This is a genomic window from Streptomyces sp. 12E, from assembly GCF_055633275.1.
This window is the reverse complement of record NZ_JBVNCJ010000001.1, coordinates 1687303-1712092: the sequence shown is the minus strand read 5'-3', so window position 1 is coordinate 1712092 and position 24790 is coordinate 1687303. Positions and strand designations below refer to the sequence as shown.

21 protein-coding genes are annotated in these 24790 nt (G+C 74.0%); 5 read left to right on the top strand and 16 right to left on the bottom strand.

From position 1 onward, the window contains the following. Nucleotides 1-11: 11 nt before the first annotated feature. The 3 genes from ectA to ACZ8ZB_RS08060 form a co-directional block, all read right to left on the bottom strand. Nucleotides 12-518, bottom strand: coding sequence for a diaminobutyrate acetyltransferase (ectA, locus tag ACZ8ZB_RS08070; protein WP_470737009.1), 507 nt, complete (start codon nt 516-518; stop codon nt 12-14). A gap of 341 nt (nt 519-859) precedes the next feature. Beyond that, nucleotides 860-1399 (bottom strand): DinB family protein, encoded by a 540-nt coding sequence (locus ACZ8ZB_RS08065; protein WP_470737008.1) that lies wholly within the window; start codon nt 1397-1399, stop codon nt 860-862. A 260-nt stretch (nt 1400-1659) separates the two neighbouring features. Further along, complete coding sequence (locus ACZ8ZB_RS08060; protein WP_470737007.1) at nt 1660-2760, bottom strand: pyridoxal-phosphate-dependent aminotransferase family protein; 1101 nt, start codon at nt 2758-2760, stop codon at nt 1660-1662. Nucleotides 2761-2945: 185 nt separating this feature from the next. Here ACZ8ZB_RS08060 and ACZ8ZB_RS08055 point away from each other — a divergent pair, with 185 nt between their 5' ends. From ACZ8ZB_RS08055 to ACZ8ZB_RS08040, 4 genes are read left to right on the top strand one after another with little or no spacing between them, the layout of a single operon-like run. Then, entirely contained in the window at nt 2946-3815 is an 870-nt protein-coding gene (locus tag ACZ8ZB_RS08055; RefSeq protein ID WP_470737006.1) for an ABC transporter substrate-binding protein, read from the top strand. Between the two features lie 4 nt (nt 3816-3819). Next, nucleotides 3820-4656: an amino acid ABC transporter permease gene (locus ACZ8ZB_RS08050; protein WP_470737005.1), complete on the top strand. Its 837-nt coding sequence runs from the start codon at nt 3820-3822 to the stop codon at nt 4654-4656. Continuing rightward, nucleotides 4653-5450 (top strand): amino acid ABC transporter ATP-binding protein, encoded by a 798-nt coding sequence (locus tag ACZ8ZB_RS08045; protein WP_470737004.1) that lies wholly within the window; start codon nt 4653-4655, stop codon nt 5448-5450. The genes ACZ8ZB_RS08050 and ACZ8ZB_RS08045 overlap by 4 nt, the downstream gene beginning before the upstream one ends. A 21-nt stretch (nt 5451-5471) precedes the next feature. Next, nucleotides 5472-6563: an amidohydrolase family protein gene (locus tag ACZ8ZB_RS08040; RefSeq protein ID WP_470737003.1), complete on the top strand. Its 1092-nt coding sequence runs from the start codon at nt 5472-5474 to the stop codon at nt 6561-6563. Between the two features lie 175 nt (nt 6564-6738). On the opposite strand, the gene cobC is transcribed toward ACZ8ZB_RS08040, so the two are convergent. The 6 genes from cobC to cobM are packed head-to-tail and all read right to left on the bottom strand — an operon-like array spanning nt 6739 to nt 13029. Beyond that, nucleotides 6739-7806, bottom strand: a complete 1068-nt coding sequence (gene cobC / locus ACZ8ZB_RS08035; protein ID WP_470737002.1) for an Rv2231c family pyridoxal phosphate-dependent protein CobC — start codon at nt 7804-7806, stop codon at nt 6739-6741. After that, entirely contained in the window at nt 7796-8704 is a 909-nt protein-coding gene (locus tag ACZ8ZB_RS08030; RefSeq protein ID WP_470737001.1) for a sirohydrochlorin chelatase, read from the bottom strand. The genes cobC and ACZ8ZB_RS08030 overlap by 11 nt, the downstream gene beginning before the upstream one ends. Then, complete coding sequence (locus tag ACZ8ZB_RS08025; RefSeq protein ID WP_470737000.1) at nt 8701-9297, bottom strand: precorrin-8X methylmutase; 597 nt, start codon at nt 9295-9297, stop codon at nt 8701-8703. Before ACZ8ZB_RS08025 ends, ACZ8ZB_RS08030 begins: the two co-directional genes overlap by 4 nt. Beyond that, nucleotides 9294-10976: a precorrin-3B C(17)-methyltransferase gene (cobJ, locus tag ACZ8ZB_RS08020; protein WP_470736999.1), complete on the bottom strand. Its 1683-nt coding sequence runs from the start codon at nt 10974-10976 to the stop codon at nt 9294-9296. Before cobJ ends, ACZ8ZB_RS08025 begins: the two co-directional genes overlap by 4 nt. Next, nucleotides 10973-12214 (bottom strand): precorrin-6y C5,15-methyltransferase (decarboxylating) subunit CbiE, encoded by a 1242-nt coding sequence (gene cbiE, locus ACZ8ZB_RS08015; RefSeq protein ID WP_470736998.1) that lies wholly within the window; start codon nt 12212-12214, stop codon nt 10973-10975. The genes cobJ and cbiE overlap by 4 nt, the downstream gene beginning before the upstream one ends. Beyond that, a complete protein-coding gene (gene cobM, locus ACZ8ZB_RS08010) occupies nt 12211-13029 on the bottom strand; it encodes a precorrin-4 C(11)-methyltransferase (protein WP_470736997.1) in 819 nt (272 codons plus the stop codon). Before cobM ends, cbiE begins: the two co-directional genes overlap by 4 nt. A 95-nt stretch (nt 13030-13124) precedes the next feature. On the opposite strand from cobM, the gene ACZ8ZB_RS08005 reads away from it, so the two are divergent. After that, complete coding sequence (locus ACZ8ZB_RS08005; protein WP_470736996.1) at nt 13125-13853, top strand: ZIP family metal transporter; 729 nt, start codon at nt 13125-13127, stop codon at nt 13851-13853. A 17-nt stretch (nt 13854-13870) separates the two neighbouring features. Here the strand turns inward: ACZ8ZB_RS08005 and cobI are convergent, their stop codons facing one another. The 7 genes from cobI to ACZ8ZB_RS07970 are packed head-to-tail and all read right to left on the bottom strand — an operon-like array spanning nt 13871 to nt 24784. After that, entirely contained in the window at nt 13871-14602 is a 732-nt protein-coding gene (gene cobI, locus ACZ8ZB_RS08000; RefSeq protein WP_470736995.1) for a precorrin-2 C(20)-methyltransferase, read from the bottom strand. Continuing rightward, nucleotides 14599-16074 carry a cobyrinate a,c-diamide synthase gene (locus ACZ8ZB_RS07995; protein ID WP_470736994.1) on the bottom strand — a complete coding sequence of 492 codons (1476 nt, stop codon included), beginning with the start codon at nt 16072-16074 and terminating at the stop codon, nt 14599-14601. Before ACZ8ZB_RS07995 ends, cobI begins: the two co-directional genes overlap by 4 nt. Continuing rightward, nucleotides 16068-16667, bottom strand: a complete 600-nt coding sequence (cobO, locus tag ACZ8ZB_RS07990) for a cob(I)yrinic acid a,c-diamide adenosyltransferase (RefSeq protein WP_470736993.1) — start codon at nt 16665-16667, stop codon at nt 16068-16070. The genes ACZ8ZB_RS07995 and cobO overlap by 7 nt, the downstream gene beginning before the upstream one ends. Then, entirely contained in the window at nt 16667-18688 is a 2022-nt protein-coding gene (locus ACZ8ZB_RS07985; protein ID WP_470736992.1) for a putative cobaltochelatase, read from the bottom strand. The genes cobO and ACZ8ZB_RS07985 overlap by 1 nt, the downstream gene beginning before the upstream one ends. After that, on the bottom strand, nt 18685-22338 hold the full coding sequence (cobN, locus tag ACZ8ZB_RS07980) for a cobaltochelatase subunit CobN (protein WP_470736991.1): 3654 nt from the start codon (nt 22336-22338) through the stop codon (nt 18685-18687). Before cobN ends, ACZ8ZB_RS07985 begins: the two co-directional genes overlap by 4 nt. Continuing rightward, nucleotides 22335-23846, bottom strand: coding sequence for a cobyric acid synthase (locus ACZ8ZB_RS07975; protein ID WP_470736990.1), 1512 nt, complete (start codon nt 23844-23846; stop codon nt 22335-22337). Before ACZ8ZB_RS07975 ends, cobN begins: the two co-directional genes overlap by 4 nt. Next, the gene (locus ACZ8ZB_RS07970) at nt 23843-24784 is read right to left on the bottom strand and encodes a cobalamin biosynthesis protein (protein ID WP_470736989.1); all 942 of its coding nucleotides are present in this window, start codon (nt 24782-24784) and stop codon (nt 23843-23845) included. The genes ACZ8ZB_RS07975 and ACZ8ZB_RS07970 overlap by 4 nt, the downstream gene beginning before the upstream one ends. Nucleotides 24785-24790 lie beyond the last annotated feature (6 nt).

Sequence of the window (24790 nt, the reverse complement as noted above, 5' to 3'; positions counted from 1 at the left end):
GGCGGGCCGGGTCAGCGCGTGAGCGGCCCGATGCGGTACAGCACCTCGGGGTCGTGCGGTCCGTCGGGGAACTGGCCGGCGTCGAACAGCACATCGCGCTCCAGCAGGGCGCCGTGACGCTCCGCGAACGCGGTGAACAGGCGCTCGGACGCGGTGTTGCCCGGCGTGATGGTGGTCTCCACGGTGTCCACCCCGTGCTCCTCGGCGGTCCGGGCGGCCAGTCCGTCGAGCAGGGCGGCGGCGAGGCCGCGGCCGCGGTACGACGCGTCGACCGCGACCTGCCAGACGAGCAGGGTGCGCGGGCTGTCCGGGCGCAGGTATCCGCTGACGAAGCCGATCGGCTCTCCGCGCTCGTCGCGAGCGACGGCCGAGGTGGCGGCGAAGTCACGGCACCACAGCAGATAGCTGTACGACGAGTTCAGGTCGAGGACCTTCGAGTCCCTGGCTATCCGCCACAGCACGGCTCCGTCCGCCACGGTGGGGCGGTCGATTTGCAGGTCTGCTTGTGCGGCAGTCATGTGAATTGAACTTACCCAGGTAAATTCAAAATTGCATCGCCTGTCGGGGTTACGCGCGGACTCGATCTGTGTTATCGCGCGGGCGGGTGGGGCCGCGCGAGGGTCTGGCGATATGCCCCATTTCTACCGGCACATAAGCCGTGGAACGGGCATGATGTGGAACCGATCACAAGTGTGTAACTCCCGCGACGTCCGGCTTCCCGGTCTTGAAATCGTGGTGTTTAAGGTCAGGGGAAGCGGGCAGAAGAAGACGGGAAGCCTCTCCGCGAGGTAATCGGGGAATAAGCGCAAAGAATGTCGTTGGAGAATCTGTGCGAGGGATTCCGATAATCCCGCGGAATTCAGGTCCCGGTCACTCCGTCGATACGCTCCCGCAACAGGTCCGCGTGGCCGTTGTGCCGTGCGTACTCCTCGACGAGGTGGATGAGCACCCAGCGCAGACTGACCTCGGCCCCGGCGGCCGGCCCCTCGGCGATCCGCCCGGTGTCCTCCAGCGTCAGCCCCGCGCACAGCTCCCGCCCGCGCGCCACCTCCCGGCGCCAGACGCCGAGCGCCTCGTCGAGCCCCCGTGCGGGATCGAGGACGAACCCGCCCCGGTCCTCGAACAGCGGCGGCGCGTCGAGGCCGGCGATCACCCGCTGGAACCAGTTCCGCTCGACCTCGGCGAGGTGCTGCACCAGCCCCAGCAGGGTCAGGGCCGACGGCTCGGCGGACGCGAGCCGCACCTGCGCGTCGTCCAGCCCGGCGCACTTCAGCGCCAGTGTTCCGCGGTGATACTCCAGCCAGTCCTCCAGCATCGACCGCTCGTCACCGGTGAACCGGGGGACGAGACGTCCGTCGGGCAGCGTGATCGGCGTCGGTGCCGACCGGTCGGCAGTCATGGGGGCAGCATGGCACAGCCCCGGCGGCCGGACGCGGCCCTGACGGGGGGATGGCCGGAAGCCTGCGGTCCGGGCGTGCCGTTCACGCTTCTCGGCCCGTCCGGCGCTCGAGGACGAGGCGCGTTCAGGGGTGAAGAGAGGGCTGGGGGCGCGGCCCCGGGGACGATGGGGGACCCCCGCTCGAGTGAAGCCGAGAGCGGGGGGAGCGGGGGGAGGGAGGGGTGCCGAGGGCGGGGAGCGGACGGCCCCGGCCCGCGACATCAGCCCCAGGCGGCTTCCGCGGCCCGCAGGGCCCCCGCCGTGTCCACGTCCAGCCCCTTCTCGCCGAGCGCCGCCCCCAGCGCCGCCAGACTCGCCCGTACCGCGCCCGGCGTCGCCTCGGGGCCGTAGTGGTTGACGCGGATCATCTCCCCGGCGAGCGCGCCGCCGCCCGCGGCCAGCGGGAGGGCCGGGTCGGCGGACAGCGCGCGGGCCACCAGGTCCGCGGCCACCGTGCCGGACGGCGCCCGCAGGGTCGTGGCGACGGGCGCCGCCTCCGCCGCGTCGCGCACGTACGGCTCAAGACCTCCGCCCAGCGCGAGGGCGCCCGCCCGCGTCGCCGCCGCGGCCGACGCGTGCCGCGCCATCACCGCGTCGAGCCCCGCCGCCTCGATCCGTTCCACGCACGCCTCGAGCGCCAGCATCTCCAGCTGCGCCGGAGCGTGCAGCAGCGCCTTGCGGCCACCGTCGATCCAGCGCTCCTTCCAGTCCAGCAGCGACAGGTAGGAGCGGCGCGGAGCCCGCGGGTTCGCCGCCATCCGCGCCCACGCCCGCTCGCTCACCGACACCGCCGACACCCCGGCCGGACCGCCCATCGCCTTCTGCGCCCCGATCACGCACAGGTCCACGCCCCACGCGTCCGGCAGCACCGGCTCCGCACCGATCGACGCCACCGCGTCCAGGTAGAACAGCGCCCCGTGCGCCCGCACCACCTCGCCGATCTCCGCGACCGGGTTGGTGTTCCCGGTCGCCGCCTCCGCGTGCACCAGGGACACGAAGTCGATCTCCGGGTGCTCGGCGAACGCGGCCCGGACCTGCTCGGCCGTCACCGCCGTGTGGAACGGCACCGCCAGGTCGATCACGGTGGCGCCGCAGTCCCGCAGCCAGTCGCCGAAGGTCTGCCCGTAGGGGCCGGTGATGACGTTCAGCGCGGTCGTGCCGGGACCGGCCGTCGCGCGGATCGCGCCCTCCAGCGGCAGCAGCGCCTCGCCCTGCGTGATCACGACGTCCTGCCCGGTGCTCAGCAGCCGTGCCACCCGGTCCTCGATCGAGGCGAAGCGCGCGGCGCTCAGCGGGGGCAGGTCGAGGAGGAGGTGGGTCACGGCGGTGCTCTCTTCACTTCGCGGCGGCGCGGTACGTACGACGAGGTCGAGGGTAAACCTTCGCCCGGGACGCGGCCCGACCGCAGGGTTCTCAGGCCGGACGGCCCCATGGCCATCGGTTTGGTTTGAGGGCCTCAAACCTTTCCTTATAATCTGAACTCACAGTTCCTTGACAGGAGGCTCCCGTGAAGACGCTCCCCGGCCGCCGGGCCCGTGCGCTGGCCGCCACCACCGCGACGGCCGGGCTGGTCCTCCTGGCCGCCTGCACCTCCAGCGACGACGGAGGCAGCGGCTCGAAGACCGCCGCCGGCGGGGTCGAGGTCGTCAAGGCGGGACAGCTCACCACCTGCACCCACCTCCCGTACCCGCCCTTCCAGTCGGAGATCGACGGCAAGGTGCAGGGCTTCGACGTCGCGCTGATCGACCTGGTCGCCGAGGACCTGGAGGTGAAGCAGGAGATCCTCGACACGCCCTTCGAGAACTTCAAGACCGGCGCCTTCCTCAACTCCGGCGAGTGCGACCTGGCCGCGGCCGGCATGACCATCACCGAGGAGCGGAAGAAGAACGTCGACTTCTCCGACCCGTACTTCAACGCCACCCAGGCCGTCCTCGTCGACAAGGGCAGCGGCGTCGCCTCCCTCGCCGACGTGAAGTCGAAGAACGTCAAGCTCGGCGCCCAGGCGCAGACCACCGGCGAGGACTACGTCAAGGGGCAGGGCTTCGACCCGGTCTCCTTCGAGTCCTCCGACGCCGTCCTCAACGGACTGCGCACCGGCCAGGTCAAGGCCGTCGTCATCGACTACCCGGTGGTCCAGGGCTGGCTGAAGGACAAGGCCAACGCCGACGCCTTCGAGGTCGCCGATCAGATCGACACCGGCGAGGAGTACGGCTTCACGGTGAAGAAGGGCAACACGGCGCTGCGCGAGGCCATCAACAAGGCGCTCGCGGACGCCAAGGCCGACGGCACGTACAAGAAGCTGTACGAGCAGTGGATCGGTCCCTACACCGATCCTTCGGCGGCAGGAGCGTCCGCCGCCTCGCCGACCGCGTCCTGATCCCGTGACCGACACGGAGGAGGCGGAGCTCCAGCCGAAGAAGAAGGGCCTGACCAGGCGCCAGAAGCGCGGCCTGTCGCGCGGCGTCCAGTACGCCGTCTTCGTCGCGGCCGTGATCGCCTTCGCGGTCTCGGCCGACTGGGACAGGCTGCAGAACCAGTTCGCGCAGGCCGAGATCGCCGAGCGGATGTTCCCCGAGGTCATCACGCTGGCGTTGAAGAACACCGTGCTCTACACGGTCACCGGCTTCGCCGTCGGACTCGCCCTCGGCATGCTGATCGCGCTGATGCGGCTGTCGTCCGTCGGCCCGTACCGCTGGCTGGCCGGCCTCTACATCGAGATCTTCCGCGGCCTGCCCGCCCTGCTGATCTTCATCTTCATCGGCGTCGCCGTGCCGCTCGCCTTCCCCGGCACGGAGATCGTCGGCGGCACCTACGGCAAGGTGGCGCTCGCGCTCGGCCTGGTGGCCGCCGCGTACATGGCGGAGACGATCCGGGCCGGCATCCAGGCGGTCCCCAAGGGGCAGATGGAGGCGGCCCGCTCGCTGGGTTTCTCGCCCGCCAGGGCCATGGTCTCCATCATCATCCCGCAGGCCTTCCGGATCATCCTGCCGCCGCTCACCAACGAACTCGTCCTGCTCTTCAAGGACTCCTCGCTGGTGCTGTTCCTCGGCGTCACCCTGGAGGAGCGCGAGCTGTCCAAGTACGGCCGCGACCTGGCCAGCCAGACCGCCAACTCCACCCCGATCCTGGTGGCCGGCCTGTGCTACCTGCTGATCACCGTCCCGCTCGGCTTCGTCGTGCGCCGTATGGAGGCCAAGGCCCAGGAGGCCGTGAAATGACCCCGAGCCGACCGGAGATCCGCGTCAGCGGACTGCACAAGTCCTTCGGCGACAACCAGGTGCTGCGCGGCATCGACCTGGAGATCGGCCAGGGCGAGGTCGTCTGCGTGATCGGCCCGTCCGGGTCGGGCAAGTCGACCCTGCTGCGGTGCGTGAACCTCCTGGAGGAACCCACCGCGGGCCAGGTCTTCGTCGGCGGCACGGAACTCACCGACCCGGACGTCGACATCGACGCCGTACGCCGCCGCATCGGCATGGTCTTCCAGCAGTTCAACCTCTTCCCGCACCTCACGGTGGTCGAGAACCTCACGCTGCCGCAGCGCAGGGTGCTGCGCAGGGGCAAGGCGGAGGCCGCGCGCGTGGCCGCCGAGAACCTCCGGCGGGTGGGTCTCGCCGAGAAGGCGGACGCCTACCCGTCGTCCCTCTCCGGCGGCCAGCAGCAGCGCGTCGCCATCGCCCGGGCGCTGGCCATGGGCCCCGAGGTGATGCTGTTCGACGAGCCGACCTCGGCGCTCGACCCCGAGCTGGTCGGCGACGTCCTGGCCGTCATGCGGATGCTCGCGGACGAGGGCATGACGATGATGGTCGTCACCCACGAGATGACCTTCGCCCGCGAGGTCGCCGACCGGGTCGTCTTCATGGACGGCGGAGTGATCGTCGAGGACGGCGCCCCCGAGCAGGTCATCGGCCGGCCCCGGCACGAACGCACCCGCCACTTCCTCTCCCGCCTCCTCGACCCCGCCATGGCGGACGTGGAGGAGGAGATTTCGGACCAGGTGGGCGGGTCCGGGTAGCGCCTCACTAGGGTGCCGGGTATGAGCGAACGCGCGGTGCTGCACGTGAAGGGGCGGATCCTCGTCGGCCCGGACGAGGTCCGCGACGAGCTGTGGGTCGTCGACGGCCGGATCTCCTACGACCGTCCCGTCGGCGCCCGCGACGTCCGCGCCGCCGACGGCTGGGTGCTGCCCGGCCTGGTCGACGCCCACTGCCACGTGGGCCTCGACCGGCACGGCGCGGTCCCCGAGCACGTCGCCGAGAAGCAGGCGCTCACCGACCGCGACGCCGGCGCCCTGCTGCTGCGCGACGCAGGCTCGCCCTCCGACACCCGCTGGATCGACGACCGCGACGACCTGCCGAAGATCGTCCGGGCCGGCCGGCACATCGCCCGCACCCGCCGCTACATCCGCGGCTACGCCTGGGAGGTCGAGCCCGAGGACCTCGTCGCACACGTCGCGCAGGAGGCCCGGCGCGGCGACGGCTGGGTGAAGCTGGTGGGCGACTGGATCGACCGCGACCTGGGCGACCTGTCGGCCTGCTGGCCGCGCGGCGCGGTCGAGGCGGCGATCGCCGAGGCGCACCGGCTGGGCGCCCGCGTCACCGCGCACTGCTTCGCCGAGGACTCCCTGCGGGACCTGGTCGAGGCCGGCATCGACTGCGTCGAGCACGCGACGGGCCTGACCGACGACACCATCCCGCTCTTCGCCGAGCGGGGCGTCGCGATCGTCCCCACCCTCGTCAACATCGCCACCTTCCCCGCGCTCGCCGACGGCGGCGAGTCCAAGTTCCCCCGCTGGTCGGCCCATATGCGCCGGCTCCACGAACGCCGCTACGACACCGTGCGCTCCGCCCACGACGCCGGCATCCCCGTGTTCGTCGGCACGGACGCCGGCGGCGCCCTCCCGCACGGCCTCGCCGCCGACGAGGTCGCGGAGCTGACCAAGGCCGGCATTCCGCCGGTCGAGGCGCTCGCGGCCGGGACCTGGGCGGCCCGGAAGTGGCTGGGACGGCCGGGCCTGGAGGAGGGCGCCCCGGCGGACCTGGTGGTCTACGACACCGACCCGCGCGCGGACGTCCGCGTACTGACGGATCCGCGCCGGGTGGTGCTGAACGGGCGCGTGGTCGGATGAGGCGGGCGCCGTGCGGGGCGCACGAGGGTGACGGCGGGGGACAGGCGCACCCCGGTCATCGGAAGACCCCGCTCCTCAAACGCCGGAAAGGCTGCAATGAGCCTTTCCGGCGTTTGAGGAGCGGGGTCCGGGGCGGAAGCCCCGGGTCGGGACGGGAAGGGGCGGCGGGAGCGGATCACACCATTCTCAGCGCTCGGTCCAGCGCGTCCAGGAACCCGTCCGCCGTCCCCCGGTCCCGTACCGCCAGGCGCAGCCACTCCTGGTCCAGGCCCGGGAACGTGTCACCACGCCGCACCGCGTAGCCGAGGTCGCGCAGACGGTGCCGCACCGTCGCCGCGTGCGGCAGCCGGACCAGGACGAAGGGGCCCTCGGCGGGTTCCACGACCCGCAGCCCGTGACCGGCGAACCCCCGCAGCCCCGCGACCAGATGAGCCCGGTCCGCCGCGACGCGGCGGGCCGCGTCGGCCGCCTCCGCGAGGGCCCGGGGCCCCACGCACGCCTCCGCCGCCGTCAGCGCCGGTGTGGACACCGGCCACAGCGGCTGCGCGCGCTCCAGCTCCACGACGGTCTCCGGGGACGCCAGGACGTAGCCGATCCGCAGCCCCGCCAGCCCCCACGTCTTGGTGAGGCTGCGCAGGACGACGAGACCGGGGACGTCCAGGCGCCCGGCCAGCGCCTCGCGCTCGCCCGGCACCGCGTCCATGAACGCCTCGTCCACCACCAGCGTCCGCCCGGGCCGGGCGAGCCGGGCGAGCGCCGCGGCCGGGTGCAGCACCGACGTCGGGTTCGTCGGGTTGCCGATCACCACCAGGTCCGCCTCCTCCGGCACCGCCGCCGGGTCCAGCCGGAAGCCGTCCGCCTCCCGCAGCAGCACCCGGTCCACCGTGTGCCCGGCGTCCCGCAGCGCCGCCTCCGGCTCCGTGAACTGCGGATGCACCACCACCGGCCGGCGCACCTTCAGCGCCCGCGCCAGCAGCACGAACGCCTCCGCCGTCCCGGCCGTCAGCAGCACCCGCTCCACCGGCAGCCCGTGCCGCGCCGCCACCGCCGCCCGCGCCGCCCGCCCGTCCGGGTAGGCGGCGAGCCCGGACAGCGACCCGGCGACGTGCTCCCGCAGCCACCCCGGGGGCGTGTCCGCGCGGACGTTCACCGCCAGGTCGACCAGCGCGGAGCCGTCGTCGCGGACCTCGGCGTCCCCGTGGTGCCGCAGGTCGTGCCCGCCGGCCGCCGGCTCAGTGAGCATGGGAGTGCGCGTGGCCGTGCCCGTGGTGGTGGTGGCCGTCGTCGTCCGGGTGGAAGTGCGGCTGCTGCGCCAGCCCCACCTTGTCCTCGAAGCCCGGCAGCGCGATCCGGTACACGCACGAGTCGCAGTTCATCCGCAGGTCGCCCTTGACGGCCTCCTCGTACCGCTCCCACACCAGATCCAGCAGCTCCGGCTCCGGACCGATGACGTCCGCCGACCGCACCCCGGTCTCCGGGTGCGCCGCCGCCCACTCCTCGGTCTGCCGCCGCACCCGGTCCGGCAGGATCCCGGTGAACAGGAAGTACGGCAGGACGACGATCCTGCGCGCCCCCAGCCGCGCGCACCTGTCGAGCCCGTCCGGCACGTCCGGCGCCGCCAGCGACACGAACGCCGTCTCCACGCCCGCGTACCCGCGGCCCTCCCACAGCAGCCGCGCCGCCTTGAACACCTCGGCGTTGGCGTCCGGGTCCGTCGATCCGCGCCCCACCAGGAGCACGGTCACCCCGGCCGGGTCCCAGGAGGGGTCGATCGCCTCCGCCAGCCGCCGCTCCAGCACGCTCAGCAGCGCGGGGTGCGGGCCCAGCGGACGGCCGTAGGTGTACGAGATGCCCGGGTGCCGTTCCTTCTCGCGGGCCAGCGCGGCCGGGATGTCCCCCTTGGCGTGCCCGGCGGACACCAGCATCAGCGGCACGGCGGCGAACCGCCGCGCCCCCCGCTCCACCAGCTCGGCGACGGCCTCGCCCAGCGGCGGCGGGGACAGCTCGATGAACCCGCCGGCGACGGGCAGTCCGGGGTGGCGGCGCCCTAGCTCCCGCACGAAGTCGCGGAACGCCTCCGCTCCGGCGTCGTCCCGGGTGCCGTGGCCGGCGATGAGCAGGGCGGGCGGCGGGGTGGTCACAGGTTCTCCTCGGATTTCTCGGGTGAAGCGGGGTGGTACAGCAGGGCGTTGAGCGCGGCGGCGGCCACCGCCGACCCGCCCTTCTCGGACACGTTGCTCACGGCGGGCAGTCCGCTCTCCCGCAACGCGGCCTTGGACTCGGCCGCCCCGACGAAACCGACGGGCAGTCCGATGACGAGCGCGGGGGAGGCGTCCAGGGTCAGCAGCTCCTCCAGGGCGGTCGGCGCACAGCCGATCACCCACAGGGCGCCGGGTCCGACCTCCTCGTACGCCAGCCGCACGGCGTGCGCGGAACGCGTCAGCCCCGGCCCGGACCTCGCGTCCCTCAGCCGGCACACGGTCTCCCTGCGGGTGATCCCGGCCGCGACCATCTCCACGTCCGCCACGACCGGCGCCCCGGCGTGCAGCGCGGCGTGGGCCTTCACCAGCTCGCCCTCGTCCATGACGAGGTCGGACGCGTACTCCAGGTCGGCCGCGGAGTGGATGACCCGCTCCACCACCGCCCGGGTCAGCGGCGGGAAGCCCGAGGTGTCGAGGCGGGCGCGCAGCCGCCGGAAGGACTCCTGCTCGATGGGGTGCACCACGCGGTTCACCGCGCCTCCTCCTGCCAGCGGTAGCCACGCGGGGTGACCATGCGCCCCGCGATCTCACGGGTCGCCGTGTTGCCCACGGTCACGACCGTCATCATGTCGACCGTCGCCGGGTCCAGCGCGGCCAGCGTGGTCAGCCGGCTCGACTCGTCCGCGCGGGACGCGTTGCGCACCACCCCGACCGGCGTCGCCGGCTCCCGGTGCTCCGCGAGGATCGCGAGGGCCTTCGGCAGCTGCCAGTCGCGGCCCCGGCTGCGCGGGTTGTAGAACGTCACCACGAGGTCCGCCTCGGCCGCCGCCCGCACCCGCCGCTCGATGACCCCCCACGGCGTATGCAGGTCGGACAGGCTGATCGACACATGGTCGTGGCCCAGCGGAGCCCCCAGGATCGCCCCGGCCGCCAGCGCCGCCGTCACGCCCGGCACCCCGACCACGTCGATGTCGTCGGACGCCTCCGCGAGCGCCGGGGAGGCCATGGCGTACACGCCGGCGTCCCCGCTGCCGATCAGCGCGACCGCCTGCCCGCGCCGGGCCTCGGCGACGGCCGTGCGGGCCCGCTCCTCCTCCGCCCCGAGACCGGACTCCAGCACCCGCGTGCCGGGCCGCAGCAGATCGCGGATCTGGTCGACGTACTGGTCGAGCCCCACCAGCACGGAGGCGCGCCGCAGTTCGTCCTTCGCCCGCGGGGTGAGCAGGTCCCGGGCGCCGGGCCCCAGTCCGACCACCGCGAGCCGCCCGCGCCCCGGCCGCCGCACGACGGCACAGGTCGCCATCGCGGGCCGTGCCGCCGACTTCCTCTTGGGCACGAGGAGTTCGCCCCCGCCCACCAGCGCGGCGGCCTCCGCGACCGACGGGGTGCCGACGGCGGCCAGCGGCGCGTCCGACGGGTTGGGCACCTCGACGCGCGCCAACTCTTCTGCGGCGTACGTCACCAGGGGCACCCCGAGCCGCCGGGCCGCCGCCACGACGCCGGGCTCGTCGGCCTTGGCGTCCACGGTGGCCAGCTCGGCGAGCGACGCCGCCGACAGCCCGGCCCCGCGCAGGGCGCCCTCGACCAGACCGAGCACCTCGTCCGCGGGGGCGCCCTTCGAGGCGCCGACGCCGACGACGAGGGTGGGCGGCCGGAGCACCGCCTCCCGCTCGCCCGGCTCGACCAGCCGGTCCGTGACCCGGAGGGTGTACGCCCCCTCGTCCGCGACCGGGAGCGGCGGCAGCGGCCAGGCCACCTCGGTCCGCAACGCCACCGCCTCCCCGTCCAGCAGGGCCCGCGACACGGCGGCGACATCGCCCTCCACCGGCAGACCGAGGGTGTCCAGGCCCGGCAGCCCGGCCGCGTCGGTCGCCGTCGTCACCACCGGCTCGGCGCCCAGCACCTCGCCGACCGCGCGGGCCAGCTCGTTCGCCCCGCCGCCGTGCCCGCCGACCAGCGACACCGCGAACCGTCCGGCCTCGTCGACGCAGACCACACCCGGGTCGCTCGCCTTGTCGTCCAGCAGCGGCGCGACCAGCCGCACCACGGCCCCCGTGGCGAGGAAGCACACGAGCTGCTCGCACTCGGCGAACGCGGCCCGCACGGCGTCCGGCACGGGACCCTCGTACACGCGCGTGCGGTCCGGCCACACGGCGGCCAGCCGGTCCCGCGCGGCCGCTCCGGCCGCCGTGGCGGAGATGAGGCCGATCACTCGCAGACTCCTTCGGTGTGCGCCGGAGGCCTGACGCCCCACAGCAGGAAAACGGGATTGGTCGCCGCCAGCCGGGTCACGTCCCCGGGCAACGGCGCCAGCCGCGACGACTGCAGCAGCACGCCGTCGCAGGAGAGACCGGCCTCCGTCAGCGCCTCGCGGGCCGCCGGAACCCGGTCCAGCGCGGCCACGGCGACGACGACCGTCCGCCGCGCCCGGCGCGCGCACGCGGTGACGACCGCCGGCAGTTCGCGTCCTCCGCCGCCGACGAACACGGCGTCGGGGTCCTCGTCGAGGCCGGCCAGCACATCCGGCGCCGCCCCGTGCACCACGCGCACGTCGACCCCGTGCGCGGCGGCGTTGGCGCGGATCCGCTCCACCCCGTCCGGCGCCTTCTCGACGGCGGTGACGGCGGCCCCGAGCCGCGCGCACTCCACGGCCACGGACCCCGACCCCGCGCCGATGTCCCACACCAGCTCACCGGGGCGCGGACCGAGCCGGGCCAGGGCCAGGGCCCGCACCTCGAACTTGGTGATCATGGAGTCGCGGTGGTCGAACCCGGCCTCGTCCAGCGCCCAGCCGGCGGGCCGGCCGGCCCCGGCCCCGCCCGCGACGGTCCGTACCGGCCCGAGGGCCCGCGCCTCGTCCAGGCACAGCACCACGCTCACCGCCGTGTCCCAGTCCCGCACGGCGGCCTCGGCGGGCGTCACCCGCTCCACCCGCTCCCCGGCGGAACCCAGCGCGGAGGCGACGACCAGCACCCGCGCGGTGTCCCGCAGCGCGGCCCCCAGCTCGGCCGGACCGGCTCCGGGGCCGGTCAGCACGGCGACCTTCGGACGGGCCCGGCACAGATTCACCGCCGTACGCGGATCCCGCCCGTGCGCGCTCACCACCACGGCGTCGTCCCACGGCAGCCCGACCCGCGCGAACGCGGCGGCCACGGAGGAGACACCGGGCCGCACGTCGAGCCGCTCCGGCCCGAACCGCTCGGCCAGCGCCCGCACGATCCCGAAGAACCCGGGGTCCCCGGAGGCCAGCACCACGACCGGCCGCTCCTCGGCGACGTACTTCCCGACGGTGTCGAGCGCGGGCGCCAGCGGCCCGAGCACGATCCGCTCGGCCCCCTTGGGCAGCCGTACGGCGTCCAGGTGCCGCTGCCCGCCGACGACCAGCTCCGCCCCGGCCGCACACCGTTCGTCGACCGGCGCCCCCGCCCCCATCCCGACGACGGTGATCACGTGCTCGCCCCCCGCGAACGCAACGCCCGGCGGGCCTCCGGGTCGGCCTTGCGGAAGCCGTGGAAGTGACCGGGGTGGTACAGGTGCGAGCGGGTGCCGCGCGCGTCGAGCGCCGGGCCGACCAGGAACAGCGTGTGCTTCCAGAGCCTGTGCTCCTTGACCGTCTCCTCCAGCGTGCCGATCGTGCACTTCACGACCAGCTCCTCCGGCCAGGTCGCCTGGTACGCGACGACGACCGGCGTGGACGTCGGATAGCCGCCCTCCAGCAGCTCCCGCACCAGCTGCCCGCTGCGGGCGGCCGACAGGAAGATCGCCATGGTGGTGCCGTGCCGCGCGAACTCGCGGACCTCCTCACCGGGCGGCATCGGCGTCTTGCCGCCGCCGAGCCGGGTCAGCACCACGGACTGCGCCACCTCGGGAATGGTCAGCTCCCGCCCCGCGAGCGCCGCGACGGCGGAGAACGACGACACACCCGGCACGATCTCGGTCGCGACACCGAGCTCCGCGCACCGGTCGACCTGCTCCTGGGTGCCGCCCCACAGCGCGGGATCGCCCGAGTGGATCCGCGCGACCTTCAGCCCTTCCGCGTGGGCCCGCTCGTAGACGGCCACCACGTCCTCCAGGGACATCGTCGCCGAGTCGAGGACCTCGGCGTCCTCACGCGCGTGCCGGAGGACCTCCTCCTGCACCAGGCTGGCGGCCCAGATCACGACGTCGGCCTCGGCGATGGCGCGCGCGGCACGGAACGTCAGCAGATCGGCGGCGCCGGGGCCGGCTCCGACGAAGGTCACCTTGCCGCCTGCGGCATCGGCCATGGAAATCGGTCCTCTCTGGCGAACGGTCAAAGACAGTGGGCGGTGAACGGCTGTCACGCGTGCGCGAACGGGCGCCGATCGGATACGAAGAGCACATGGCGGTCCTCGTCGCGCTCGGCGCGTTCCTGATGACGCTGGCCGGCGGCTGGGCGGCACACCGTGTGACCGACCGCCGCCACCTGGTGCTGGGCCTGGCCGGCGGGCTGATGCTCGGCGTCGTCGGCCTCGAACTCCTCCCGGAGTCCCTGGAGGCGGCCGGCACCGAGGTGTACGGCGTCCCCGCCGCCCTGCTGCTCTTCGTCGCCGGCTTCCTGCTGGCCCATCTGGTGGAACGCCTGCTGGCCCACCGCCAGGCGGCCCACGGCGCCGAGGAGAGCAACGGCCGCACGCCCGAGGTGGGCCTCACGGCCGCCGCCGCGATGGTCGGCCACAGCGCCATGGACGGCGTGGCGATCGGCGCCGCCTTCCAGGTCGGCGGCGGCATGGGCGCCACCGTCGCGGTGGCCGTGATCGCCCACGACTTCGCGGACGGCTTCAACACGTACACCCTCACGCGCGTCTACGGCAACGCCCGCCGCCGCGCGCTGGCGATGCTGTCCGCGGACGCGGCGGCACCGGTGGCGGGCGCCGCCTCGACCCTGTTCCTCACCGTCCCAAAACCGCTGCTCGGCGGCTACCTCGGCCTGTTCGGCGGCGTCCTGCTCTACCTCGCGGCGGCCGAGATCCTGCCCGAGGCCCACCATGAGCACCCGGCCCGCTCCACCCTGCTGTGCACGGTCGCGGGCGCGCTGTTCATCTGGCTGGTGGTGGGCGCCGCGCACTGAGCGCGACCCGGCCCGGCTCACAGTTTCCCGCCCCGCCCGCCGTCGCGCCGCGGCGGCGCGATGAGCGTCGAGAGGTACGGCAACGGCGCCCCGTCCAGCTCGGCGGCCGGCCGCACCGACTCCTCCGGCAGCCCCAGCGCCGACCCCCACACCGCGTCCCCGATCCGCCCGGTCTCCCGCAGCGCCTCGGCGACCTCACCGGCCTGCCGCCCGAACTTGTACGCGACGACGGTCCCGGGCCCGGCCAGGGCGTCCTTGAGCACGGCGGCCCCGGCGGTCACCGGCACCAGCGTGAGCGGCTCGGTCCCCTCGGTCAGCACCGCACCCGACCGTGCCGCCAGATCCTGCATGGCGGTGATCCCCGGAACGGTCTCCACGACGGTGTCCGGCACCAGTTCCACGATGGTCTGGGCCAGATACGTGAACGTCGAGTACACGTTGGGGTCCCCGATGGTCGCGAAGGCGACGGCCCCGTGCTCCCGCAGCAGCCCGGCGACCCGCTCGCCGGCGGCGTCCCAGGCCGCCTCGCGCCGCGCCCGGTCGGTCCGCTCGTTCAGCGCGAACACCACCCGGACGACCTTCCCGGCGGGCACGTAGTGCAGCACGGTCGCCTCGGCCCGCCCGCGCTCACCGGAGTCGAGGACCGGCACCACGACGACGTCGGCGGCCCGCAGCGCGTTGACCCCCTTGACGGTCACCAGCTCCGGATCCCCGGGGCCGACCCCGACCCCGACCAGCCTGCTGCTCATGACGTCCGGCACCTCTCCACGAACCGACGGGCGACACCGGGCTCGGACGCCCAGTGCGTGTGCAGATAGCTCGCGTGCACACCGCGCAGTACGAATCCCTCGACACGCCGCTCGGGCGCCCGCATCCCCCAGGCGGGTTCCTCCCCGGCCCCCGGCTCGACGACGGTCCGGTGGAACTCGTGCCCCCGCATCCGGGTACCGGCGCCGGCCAGCGCACTGTCGCTCACGGCCACGGCGTCCCGGTACCCCAGGGTCAGCCGCTCCGACATCCGCGCGGAGGCGTCCAGCACCCCGCACATGGGCAGTCCGTCCAGCTCCCGGCACAGGTACAGCAGCCCGGCGCACTCGGCCGCGACGGGGGCACCACCGAGCGCCAGCTCCGCGACGGCCTTGCGCAACGCCTCGTTGGCGGACAGCTCGGAGGCGTACACCTCGGGGAACCCGCCCCCGATGACCAGACCGGCGGTCCCCTCGGGCAGCTCCTCGTCCCGCAACGGATCAAAGGTGACGACCTCGGCCCCGGCGGCGGTCAGCAGCTCGGCGTGCTCGGCGTAGGAGAACGTGAACGCGGCCCCACCGGCCACAGCCACAACCGGCCCGTCCGGCGCTTGAGGACGAGGCCCGTCCGGGGCCGACAGCAGGTCCGGGGGCGAAGCCCCCGGGGACGACGGGGGTCCCCCCGCCCGAGCGAAGCCGAGAGCGGGGGAGGGAAGGGGCGGCGGGGGCGAGGAAACCGAAGCCTCACCCGCGTCCCACACCGCACCCGTCAACGGCCCCGCACTCCGCGCCAGCGCGACCAACGCCGGCAGATCACACCCGGCAGCCACCTGCGCGGCCATCGCGTCAACAGCCTCGACAGCCAGGGAGCCCCGCTCGGCCACGGGCACCAGCCCCAGGTGCCGAGCCGGCGTCTCCACCCGAGCGGCCCGCCGCAGGACCCCCAGCACGGGAACCCCGACGGAGTCCAGCGCCTCCCGCAGCAACCCCTCGTGCCGGTCCGAGGCGACCTTGTTCAGGATCACGCCCCCGACCCGCACCTCCGGATCCCAGCTCACGAACCCGTGCACCAGCGCCGCCACCGACCGCGACTGCGACGACGCGTCGACGACCAGCACGACCGGCGCCCGGAGCAGCTTCGCCACCTGCGCGGTGGACGCCAGCTCGCCCTCGCCGGCCGCCCCGTCGTACAGCCCCATCACACCCTCGACGACGGCGACGTCGCACCCCCGCGCACCGTGTGCGAACAGCGGGGCGACCAGCTCGGGGCCGCACAGGTACGCGTCGAGGTTGCGCCCCGTCCGCCCGGTGGCCAGCGCGTGGTAGCCGGGATCGATGTAGTCGGGCCCCACCTTGTGCGGGGACACGGCGAACCCCCGCGCGGACAGCGCGGCCATCAACCCCGTGGCGACGGTGGTCTTGCCGCTCCCCGACGAGGGGGCGGAGATCACCAGCCGCGGGACGGAGCTCACCACTCGATGCCCCTCTGCCCCTTCTGCCCGACGTCCATGGGGTGCTTGACCTTGGACATGTCGGTCACGAGGTCGGCGAGTTCGACCAGCTTCTCCGGCGCGTTCCGCCCCGTGATCACCACGTGCTGCGTCCCCGGCCGCTCCCGCAGCACGGACACCACCTCGTCGGTGTCCACCCACCCCCAGTGCATGGGATAGGCGAACTCGTCGAGCACGTACAGCCTGTACGTCTCGGCGGCGAGATCCCGCTTGACCTGCTCCCAGCCCTCGCGGGCCTTCTCCTCGTTGTCCATCTGCCGGTCGCGCTGCACCCACGACCAGCCCTCGCCCATCTTGTGCCAGTCGACGGTCCCGCCCTCACCGGAGGCGCCGAGCACCCGCAGCGCGTTCTCCTCGCCGACCTTCCACTTCGCCGACTTGACGAACTGGAACACCCCGATCGGCCACCCCTGGTTCCAGGCCCGCAGGGCGAGCCCGAACGCGGCGGTCGACTTCCCCTTCCCGATGCCCGTGTGGACGACGACCAGCGGCCGGTTGCGCCGCTGCCGCGTCGTCAGCCCGTCGTCCGGTACGACACTCGGCTGTCCCTTCGGCATTACGCGGCCCTCCTCGAAGTCCCCTGTACGTCCCTGACCAGCCCGGCGATCGAGTCGGCCCGCAGCTCCTCCAGCGTCACGGCACTGCCGCCCAGCTCACCGGCCAACCGCCTGGCGAGCCCCAGCCGCACCGGCCCCGACTCGCAGTCCACGACTACGGAGGCGACCCCCTCGGCGGCGAACAACCGCGCCGCACGCGAGGCCAGCGCGACCGGCTCCGGCCCACCGGTGGCCCGCCCGTCGGTCACCACCACGACCAGCGCCCGCCGCGCCGGGTCCCGCAGCCGCTCCACCCGCAGCACGTCGTGCGCCTTGAGCAGCCCCGCCGCCAGCGGGGTCCGCCCACCGGTCGGCAGCGACTCCAGCCGCGCCGCCGCGGCGTCCACCGACGACGTGGGCGGCAGGGCGACATCGGCCGCCGCCCCCCGGAAGGTCACCAGACCCACCTTGTCCCGCCGCTGGTAGGCGTCGAGCAGCAGCGACACCACGGCACCCTTCACGGCACTCATCCGCTGCCGCGCGGCCATGGACCCGGAGGCGTCCACCACGAACAGCACGAGGTTCGACTCACGCCCCTCGCGGGTGGCCTGCCGCAGATCGTCCCGCCGCACCACCAGCCCCGGCCCGGACCGCCCCCGCGCCCGCTGGTGCGGAGCCGCCGCCCGCACGGTGGCGGCCAGGTGCAGTTTGGTCAGCGCGCCGCTCGGGCGTCGCGCCCCCGTGGTCCGCCCGTGCTCGGTGCGCGCCCGCGACCGCCGCCCGGCGGCGCCCTCACCGATCCCGGGCACGCTCAGCACCTTCGTGCGGAACGGTTCGGCGGCGCCCACGGGCGACCGCTCACCGGAACCGGCGCCCGCAGGCTGCGACCGCCCGGACTCCTCGACCTCACCGGCCTCGGGTGACGTCCCCGCGTCACCGCCCTCGGGACCGTCGGCGGGCGGCTGCCCACCACCCCCGTCGGGCCCGTCCGGCCCGTCCGGCCCGTCCGGGTCGGTGTCGGGCTCGTCGTCGCCCCCGAACTCCTCCAGCGTCTCGTCGAGCTTGTCCTCGTCGAGGCCCGGCGCGTCGAACGGGTTCCGCCTCCGCCGGTGGGGGAGGGCCAGCAGCGCGGCCTGCCGAACGTCCTCGGCCAGTACGTCCGTCCGCCCGGCCCAGGCGGCCAGCGCGGTCGCCGTGCGCGCCATCACGATGTCGGCCCGCATGCCGTCCACCTCGAAGGCCGCGCAGGTCGCCGCGATCTGCCGCAGCGCCCCGTCCCCGAGCCGCACCGACGGCAACAGCTCCCGCGCCGCCACGATCCGCGCCCGTACGGCGGCCTCCTCCTCGGCCCACCGCGCGGCGAAGGCGGCGGGGTCGTCGTCGTACGCGAGCCGACGCCGGACGACCTCCACCCGCTGGTCGGGTTCGCGCGAGGCGGCCACCTCGACGGTCAGCCCGAACCGGTCGAGGAGCTGCGGCCGCAGCTCACCCTCCTCCGGATTCATGGTCCCGACGAGCAGGAAGCGTGCCGCGTGCCGTACGGAGACACCCTCGCGCTCGACGTACGAGGCGCCCATGGCGGCAGCGTCGAGCAACAGGTCGACCAAGTGGTCGTGCAACAGGTTGACTTCGTCGACGTAGAGGATCCCGCGGTGCGCCTGCGCCAGCAGACCCGGCTCGAACGCCTTCACGCCCTCGGCCAGCGCCCGCTCGATGTCGAGCGCCCCGACGAGCCGGTCCTCGGAGGCGCCGACGGGCAGTTCGACCATGCGGGCGGGCCGTGCGGCACCGCCGCCGCTCTCGTGCGGACCGTCAGGGCAGCCGGGGTCCGGGGCCGCGGGGTCGCAGGAGAACCGGCAGCCGGGCACCACGGCCACCTCCGGCAGCAGCGCCGACAGGGCGCGCACCGCCGTCGACTTCGCCGTGCCCTTCTCACCGCGCACCAGCACCCCGCCGACGGCGGGTGACACCGCGTTCAGCAGCAGCGCGAGCCGCAGGTCGTCCTGGCCGACGACGGCCGTGAACGGAAAGGGGGTGGTCACTGGTCGTCGCCCTCCAGATCGCCTTCGAGTTCCAGGTAGGTGGCGCGCAGCCGCTCCAGCGTGTCCGCGTCCGGCTCCGCCCACAGCCCGCGGTCGGCGGCCTCCAGCAGCCGCTCGGTGATGCCGCGCAGTGCCCAGGGGTTGGACTTCTTCATGAAGTCCCGGTTCTCCGCGTCGAAGACGTACTCCGCGCTGAGCTTCTCGTACATCCAGTCGTCCACGACCCCGGCCGTGGCGTCGTAGCCGAAGAGGTAGTCCACGGTCGCGGCCATCTCGAAGGCGCCCTTGTAGCCGTGCCTTCTCATCGCGCTCATCCAGCGCGGGTTGACCACACGGGCGCGGAAGACCCGGTGCGTCTCCTCGCCCAGCGTGCGGGTCTTCACCTGGTCCGGGGTGGCCGAGTCACCGACGTACGCCTCGGGGCTGGCCCCCGTCAGATGACGCACCATCGCGACCATGCCGCCGTGGTATTGGAAGTAGTCGTCGGCGTCGACGAGGTCGTGCTCACGTGTGTCGACATTCTTCGCCGCCACGGCGATCCGCTTGAACGCCGTCTCCATGTCCCCGCGCGCCGCCCGCCCGTCGAGCCCGCGGCCGTAGGCGTAGCCGCCCCAGACCGCGTACACCTCGGCGAGGTCCGCGTCCGACCGCCAGTTCCGCGCGTCGATCAGCGGCAGCAGTCCCGCCCCGTACGCCCCCGGCTTCGAGCCGAAGACGCGGGCCGTCGCCCGCCGCCGGTCGCCGTGCTCGGCGGTGTCCTCGTCCACGTGGGCGCGTACGTAGTTCCGGTCGGCCGGCTCGTCCAGCTCCGCCACCGCCCGCACCGCGTCGTCGATCAGCCCCACGACGTGCGGGAACGCGTCCCGGAAGAACCCGGAGATGCGGACGGTGACGTCGATGCGCGGCCGGCCCAGCTCCTCGAGGCCGACCACCTCGAACCCGGTCACCCGCCGCGACGCGTCGTCCCACACCGGACGGCACCCCAGCAGCGCCAGGATCTCGGCGATGTCGTCGCCCTGGGTGCGCATCGCGGAGGTGCCCCACACCGTGAGACCGACGGACTTCGGATACGCGCCCGTGTCCTGCAGGTACCGCTGCACCAGTGAGTCGGCGAGCGACTGCCCGACCTCCCAGCTCAGCCGCGAGGGAATCGCCTTGGGGTCGACGGAGTAGAAGTTGCGCCCGGTCGGAAGCACGTTGACCAGCCCGCGCGTGGGAGAGCCCGACGGCCCCGCCGGGACGTAACCGCCGTCCAGCGCACGCAGGATGTGTCCGATCTCGTCCGTCGTACGGGCCAGCCGGGGCACGACCTCCTCGCAGGCGAACCGCAGCACGGCCACCGCGTCGGGCAGTTCCGTGCCCAGTACCTCCCGTACCAGCGAGGGGACCGAGCCGGCCGCCCAGCCGCGCTCCTCCATCCCCTCCGCGAACCGTCGGCACAGCTGCTCCAGCAGGTCGATCGCGTCGGCACCCGTACGCGCGGGCCCGTCCACCAGCTCCGTCAGCTCCACCGGCACCTTCACCGGCGCGCCCGGCTCGGCCAGCAGCTCCTTCTCCACCAGCCCGAAGTGCGCGGCCAGCGCGGCCCGCAGACCCGGCAGCGCGTTCGCCCGCCCGCCCCACACCTGTGAGGCGCGCAGCACCGCCAGGACGAGGTTCACGCGCGGCTCGCCGACCGGGCCGCCGCCGAGGACGTGCAGGCCGTCCCTGATCTGCACGTCCTTGATCTCGCACAGATAGCCGTCGATGTGCATGACGAACTCGTCGAAGTCGTCGTCGTCCGGCTGGTCGTCCACGTGCAGGTCGTGGTGGAGTTCGGCGGCCTTCACCAGCGTCCAGATCTGCGCCCGTACCGCCGGCGCCTTCGCCGGGTCCAGGTCGGAGACCAGCGCGTACTCGTCGAGCAGCTGCTCCAGCTTCGCGAGATCACCGTAGGTGTCGGCCCGCGCCATCGGCGGCACCAGGTGGTCGACGACCGTGGCGTGCCCGCGCCGCTTGGCCTGCGTGCCCTCGCCGGGGTCGTTGACGATGAACGGGTAGATCAGCGGCAGGTCCCCGAGCACCGCGTCCGGCGCGCACCCCGCGCTCAGGCCCAGCCCCTTGCCCGGCAGCCACTCCATCGTGCCGTGCTTGCCCATGTGCACGATCGCGTCGGCGCCGAAACTGTTCTCCAGCCAGCGGTAGGACGCCATGTAGTGGTGCGAGGGCGGCATGTCGGGGTCGTGGTAGATCGCGATCGGGTTCTCCCCGAAGCCGCGCGGCGGCTGGATCATGACGACGACGTTCCCGAACCGCAGCGACGCGAGCACGATGTCCTCGCCGTCGACGTACAGCGAGCCCGGAGGCTCGCCCCACGCCTGACGCATCCCGTCCCGCAGCTCCGGGTCCAGCTTCTCGAACCAGGCCCGGTAGTCCGCCAGCGGCACCCGCGCGGGCGCGGCGGCCAGCTGCTCCTCGGTCAGCCACTCGACGTCGTGGCCGCCGGCCTCGATCAGCCGGTGGATCAACTCGTCCCCGTTGTCCGGATATTCGGTCAGGGAATAGCCCGCCTCCCGCAGCGCGTCCAGCACCCGCACCGCCGAGGCGGGGGTGTCGAGCCCCACCGCGTTGCCGACGCGCGAGTGCTTCGTCGGGTACGCGGTGAAGACGAGCGCGAGCTTCTTCTCGGCGTTCGGCTTGTGCCCCAGCCGGGCGTGCCGCACGGCGATCCCGGCCACCCGCGCGGCCCGCTCCGGGTCGGCGACGTACACCGGGACGTCGTCGGGGCCCTGCTCCTTGAAGGAGAACGGGACGGTGATCAGCCGGCCGTCGAACTCGGGGATGGCGACCTGCATCGCCGCGTCCATGGGGGACAGGGCGGCGTCGGACTCCTCCCACGCGGCGCGCGAGGAGGTGAGGCAGAGCCCCTGCAGCACCGGCACGTCCAGGTCGGCGAGCGCCCCGACGTCCCAGGCCTCCTCGTCACCGCCCGCCGACGCCTGCGAGGCGTGCGTGCCGCCGGCCGCGAGCACGGTGGCGACCAGGGTGTCGGCCTTCGCCAGCAGCCCGTACAGCTCCGGGTCGGCGCCGCGCAGCGAACCGCAGTACACGGGCAGGGCGTTGGCGCCCCGCGCCTCGATCGCGTCGCACAGCGTGTCCACGAAGGCGGTGTTGCCGCTCAGTTCGTGGGCGCGGTAGAAGAGCACGCCGACCGTCGGGCGGCCCTGTTCCAGGGCGCGCTCGCCGTGGACGCCGTACTCCGGCATCTTCCGCGGCTCCTCGAAGCCCTCGCCGGTCAGCAGCACGGTGTCCGACAGGAACCGGGCCAGCTCGGTCAGGTTCTCCGGGCCGCCCTCGACGAGGTACCGCAGCGCCTGCGCCACCACACCGGCCGGCACCGTCGACTCGGCCATGAGCTCCGCGTCCGGCACGGTCTCCCCGCCGAGCAGCACCGCCGGGATCCCGGACGCTCTCAGCGCGGCGAGCCCGTCCTCCCAGGCGCGCTTGCCGCCCAGCAGCCGTACGACGGCGAGGTCCGCCCCGTCCAGCAGCGCGGGCAGCTCGTCCGCCACGTCCACGCGGGTCGGGTTGCCGATCCGGTAGGAGGCGCCGGAGGCACGGGCCGCCAACAGGTCCGTGTCGGCGGTCGACAACAACAACACAGTGCTCATGCGGGCGCTCCCGGTGGAATGAAGGGCAGTCCTTGTGGCGCGCCGGACTCGATGAGCCGCCACAGCGCGTCCGTGTCCGCGTGCTGTTCGATCAGGTCGCCGAGCCGGTCGAGCTGCTCCTCGCGCAGCGCGGCGAACGAGGTGTCGGGGGCCGGTACGAAGCGGCGGCCCGCGGCGGCGGCCACCTCGCGCAGGAAGGCCCGCCGGAAACCGTCCGACTCCAGCGAGCCGTGCCAGTGCGTTCCCCAGGTCTGCCCGACCCGGCAGCCGTCCAGGAAGGCTTCGCCTCCGAGGACTTCGGCGACCCCGTGATGGATCTCGTACCCCTCGACGGGTTCCCCGAGGGCCCGGCCGGCGGGCCGGGTGAGCGTCTTCTCGCGGGCGAACCGCACCCGCACGGGCAGGACGCCGAGCCCGTCGACGTGCCCCGCGCGGCTCTCGACCTCGTCCTCGATGTGTTCGCCGAGGATCTGGAAGCCCCCGCAGATCCCCAGCACGGGCCGTCCCTCGGCCGCCCGCCGCCTCAGCGCGTCCGCCAGCCCGCGCTCCCGCAGCCACCGCAGCGCCCGCACGGTCCCGCGGGTGCCCGGTACGACCACGAGGTCGGCGTCGGCGAGCTCCTCGGGCCGGTCCACGAACCGCACCACGACACCCGGTTCGGCGGCGAGCGCGTCCACGTCCGTGAAGTTGGACATCAGCGGCACCGCGCACACGGCGACCCGCAGCACGTCCTCACCGACCGGCGCGGCCACCGCGGACTCCCGCACGGCGCCGCGCAGCGACACCCTCAGTCCGTCCTCCTCGTCGATGCCGAGCCCGTGCCGGAACGGCAGCACGCCGTACGTCCGCCGCCCGGTCAGACCGTGCAGCATGTCGAGACCGGGTTCCAGGAGCGACACATCACCCCGGAACTTGTTCACCAGGAACCCGGCGACCAGCTCCTGGTCCTCGGGGGAGAGCAGTGCGACGGTGCCGAAGAAGGAGGCGAAGACGCCGCCCCGGTCGATGTCGCCGACCACGAGGACCGGCAGCCCGGCGTTCCGGGCGATCCCCATGTTCACGATGTCGGTGCGCCGCAGATTGATCTCGGCCGGGCTGCCGGCCCCCTCACAGATCACCGCGTCATACGTGCCCCGCAACCGCTCCAGACAGTCCAGCACCGTGCCGAGGAGCCGTTGCTGCCGCCCGCCGTGGTAGCCGCGCGCGCTCATCTCGCCGACCGGCCTGCCCAGCAGCACCACCTGGCTGGACCGCTCGCCGCCCGGCTTGAGCAGCACCGGGTTCATCAGCGCGGTCGGCTCGATCCGGCAGGCCTGGGCCTGCATGGCCTGTGCCCGCCCGATCTCGGCGCCCTCCCGCGTCACGAACGAGTTCAGCGACATGTTCTGCGCCTTGAACGGCGCGACCTTCACGCCGCGTCGCACCAGCCACCGGCAGATCCCGGCGGTCACCACGCTCTTGCCGGCGTCCGAGGTGGTCCCGGCGACCAGCAGCCCTCCACCGCTCATGACGCACGTCCCTTCATGACGCTCCGTACGGCGACGCCGGCCCCGAGCGCGAGCCAGCCGACCCGTCGTGAGAGCCGTACCGCCCGGTCGATGTCGGACACGGCCACGGCACGCCCGCCGCCGCCCAGGACGGGCCGGTGTTCGACCCGCCCGCCGTAGGAGAGGGTCCCGCCGAGCCGTACGCCGAGCGCGCCCGCGAAGGACGCCTCGACGGGCCCGGCGTTGGGGCTCGGGTGCTTCGCCGCGTCCGCGCGCCACGCCCGCACGGCCCCGCGCGGATCCGGCCCCGCGAGCGCGGCGAGCACGGCGGTCAGCCGCGCCCCCGGCCACCCGGCGACGTCGTCGAGGCGGGCGGAGGCCCAGCCGTAGCGGCGGTAACGGGGGGACTTGTGGCCGACCATCGCGTCCAGCGTGTTGACGGCCCGGAACCCGAGCAGTCCCGGCACCCCGGCGACGGCGCCCCACACCAGCGCGCCCACCACGGCGTCGGAGGTGTTCTCGGCGACGGACTCGACCACCGCGCGGGCGATCCCGTCGGCGTCCAGGGCCTGCGGGTCCCGGCCGCACAGGTGCGGCAGCCGTGCCCGGGCCGCCTCGACGTCCCCGGCCTCCAGCGCCCGTCCGATGGTGCGGGCCTCCCGGGCCAGCGAGGTCCCGCCGACGACGGCCCAGGTGGCGACACCGGTCAGGGCGACGGAGGCGGCGGGGGAGGAGCGCACGAGGCGTGCGGCCAGGCTCCCCAGCGCGACGGCCCCGCCGACGCACACGGCGGTGTGCACCGCGCCCCGGCCCCGGTCGTCCCGCCACAGCACCCGTTCCACGGCAGCCGCGGCCCGCCCGAAAGCGGCGACCGGATGTCCCCGGCGGGGATCGCCGAGCAGCAGGTCGCCGAGGAGGCCGGCGGCGGCGCCGTACGCGAACACGCGATCGGCACCCATGGGTCA

Coding starts and splice junctions, on each gene's coding strand:
- cobC (WP_470737002.1), bottom strand. CDS start 7,806: ATGCTCACTGAGCCGGCGGCCGGCGGGCACGACCTGCGGCACCACGGG.
- cobI (WP_470736995.1), bottom strand. CDS start 14,602: ATGAGCAGCAGGCTGGTCGGGGTCGGGGTCGGCCCCGGGGATCCGGAG.
- cobM (WP_470736997.1), bottom strand. CDS start 13,029: ATGGCCGATGCCGCAGGCGGCAAGGTGACCTTCGTCGGAGCCGGCCCC.
- ectA (WP_470737009.1), bottom strand. CDS start 518: ATGACTGCCGCACAAGCAGACCTGCAAATCGACCGCCCCACCGTGGCG.
- ACZ8ZB_RS07975 (WP_470736990.1), bottom strand. CDS start 23,846: ATGAGCGGTGGAGGGCTGCTGGTCGCCGGGACCACCTCGGACGCCGGC.
- cobO (WP_470736993.1), bottom strand. CDS start 16,667: ATGCCGAAGGGACAGCCGAGTGTCGTACCGGACGACGGGCTGACGACG.
- ACZ8ZB_RS08005 (WP_470736996.1), top strand. CDS start 13,125: ATGGCGGTCCTCGTCGCGCTCGGCGCGTTCCTGATGACGCTGGCCGGC.
- ACZ8ZB_RS07970 (WP_470736989.1), bottom strand. CDS start 24,784: ATGGGTGCCGATCGCGTGTTCGCGTACGGCGCCGCCGCCGGCCTCCTC.
- cobN (WP_470736991.1), bottom strand. CDS start 22,338: ATGAGCACTGTGTTGTTGTTGTCGACCGCCGACACGGACCTGTTGGCG.
- ACZ8ZB_RS08045 (WP_470737004.1), top strand. CDS start 4,653: ATGACCCCGAGCCGACCGGAGATCCGCGTCAGCGGACTGCACAAGTCC.
- ACZ8ZB_RS08040 (WP_470737003.1), top strand. CDS start 5,472: ATGAGCGAACGCGCGGTGCTGCACGTGAAGGGGCGGATCCTCGTCGGC.
- ACZ8ZB_RS08065 (WP_470737008.1), bottom strand. CDS start 1,399: ATGACTGCCGACCGGTCGGCACCGACGCCGATCACGCTGCCCGACGGA.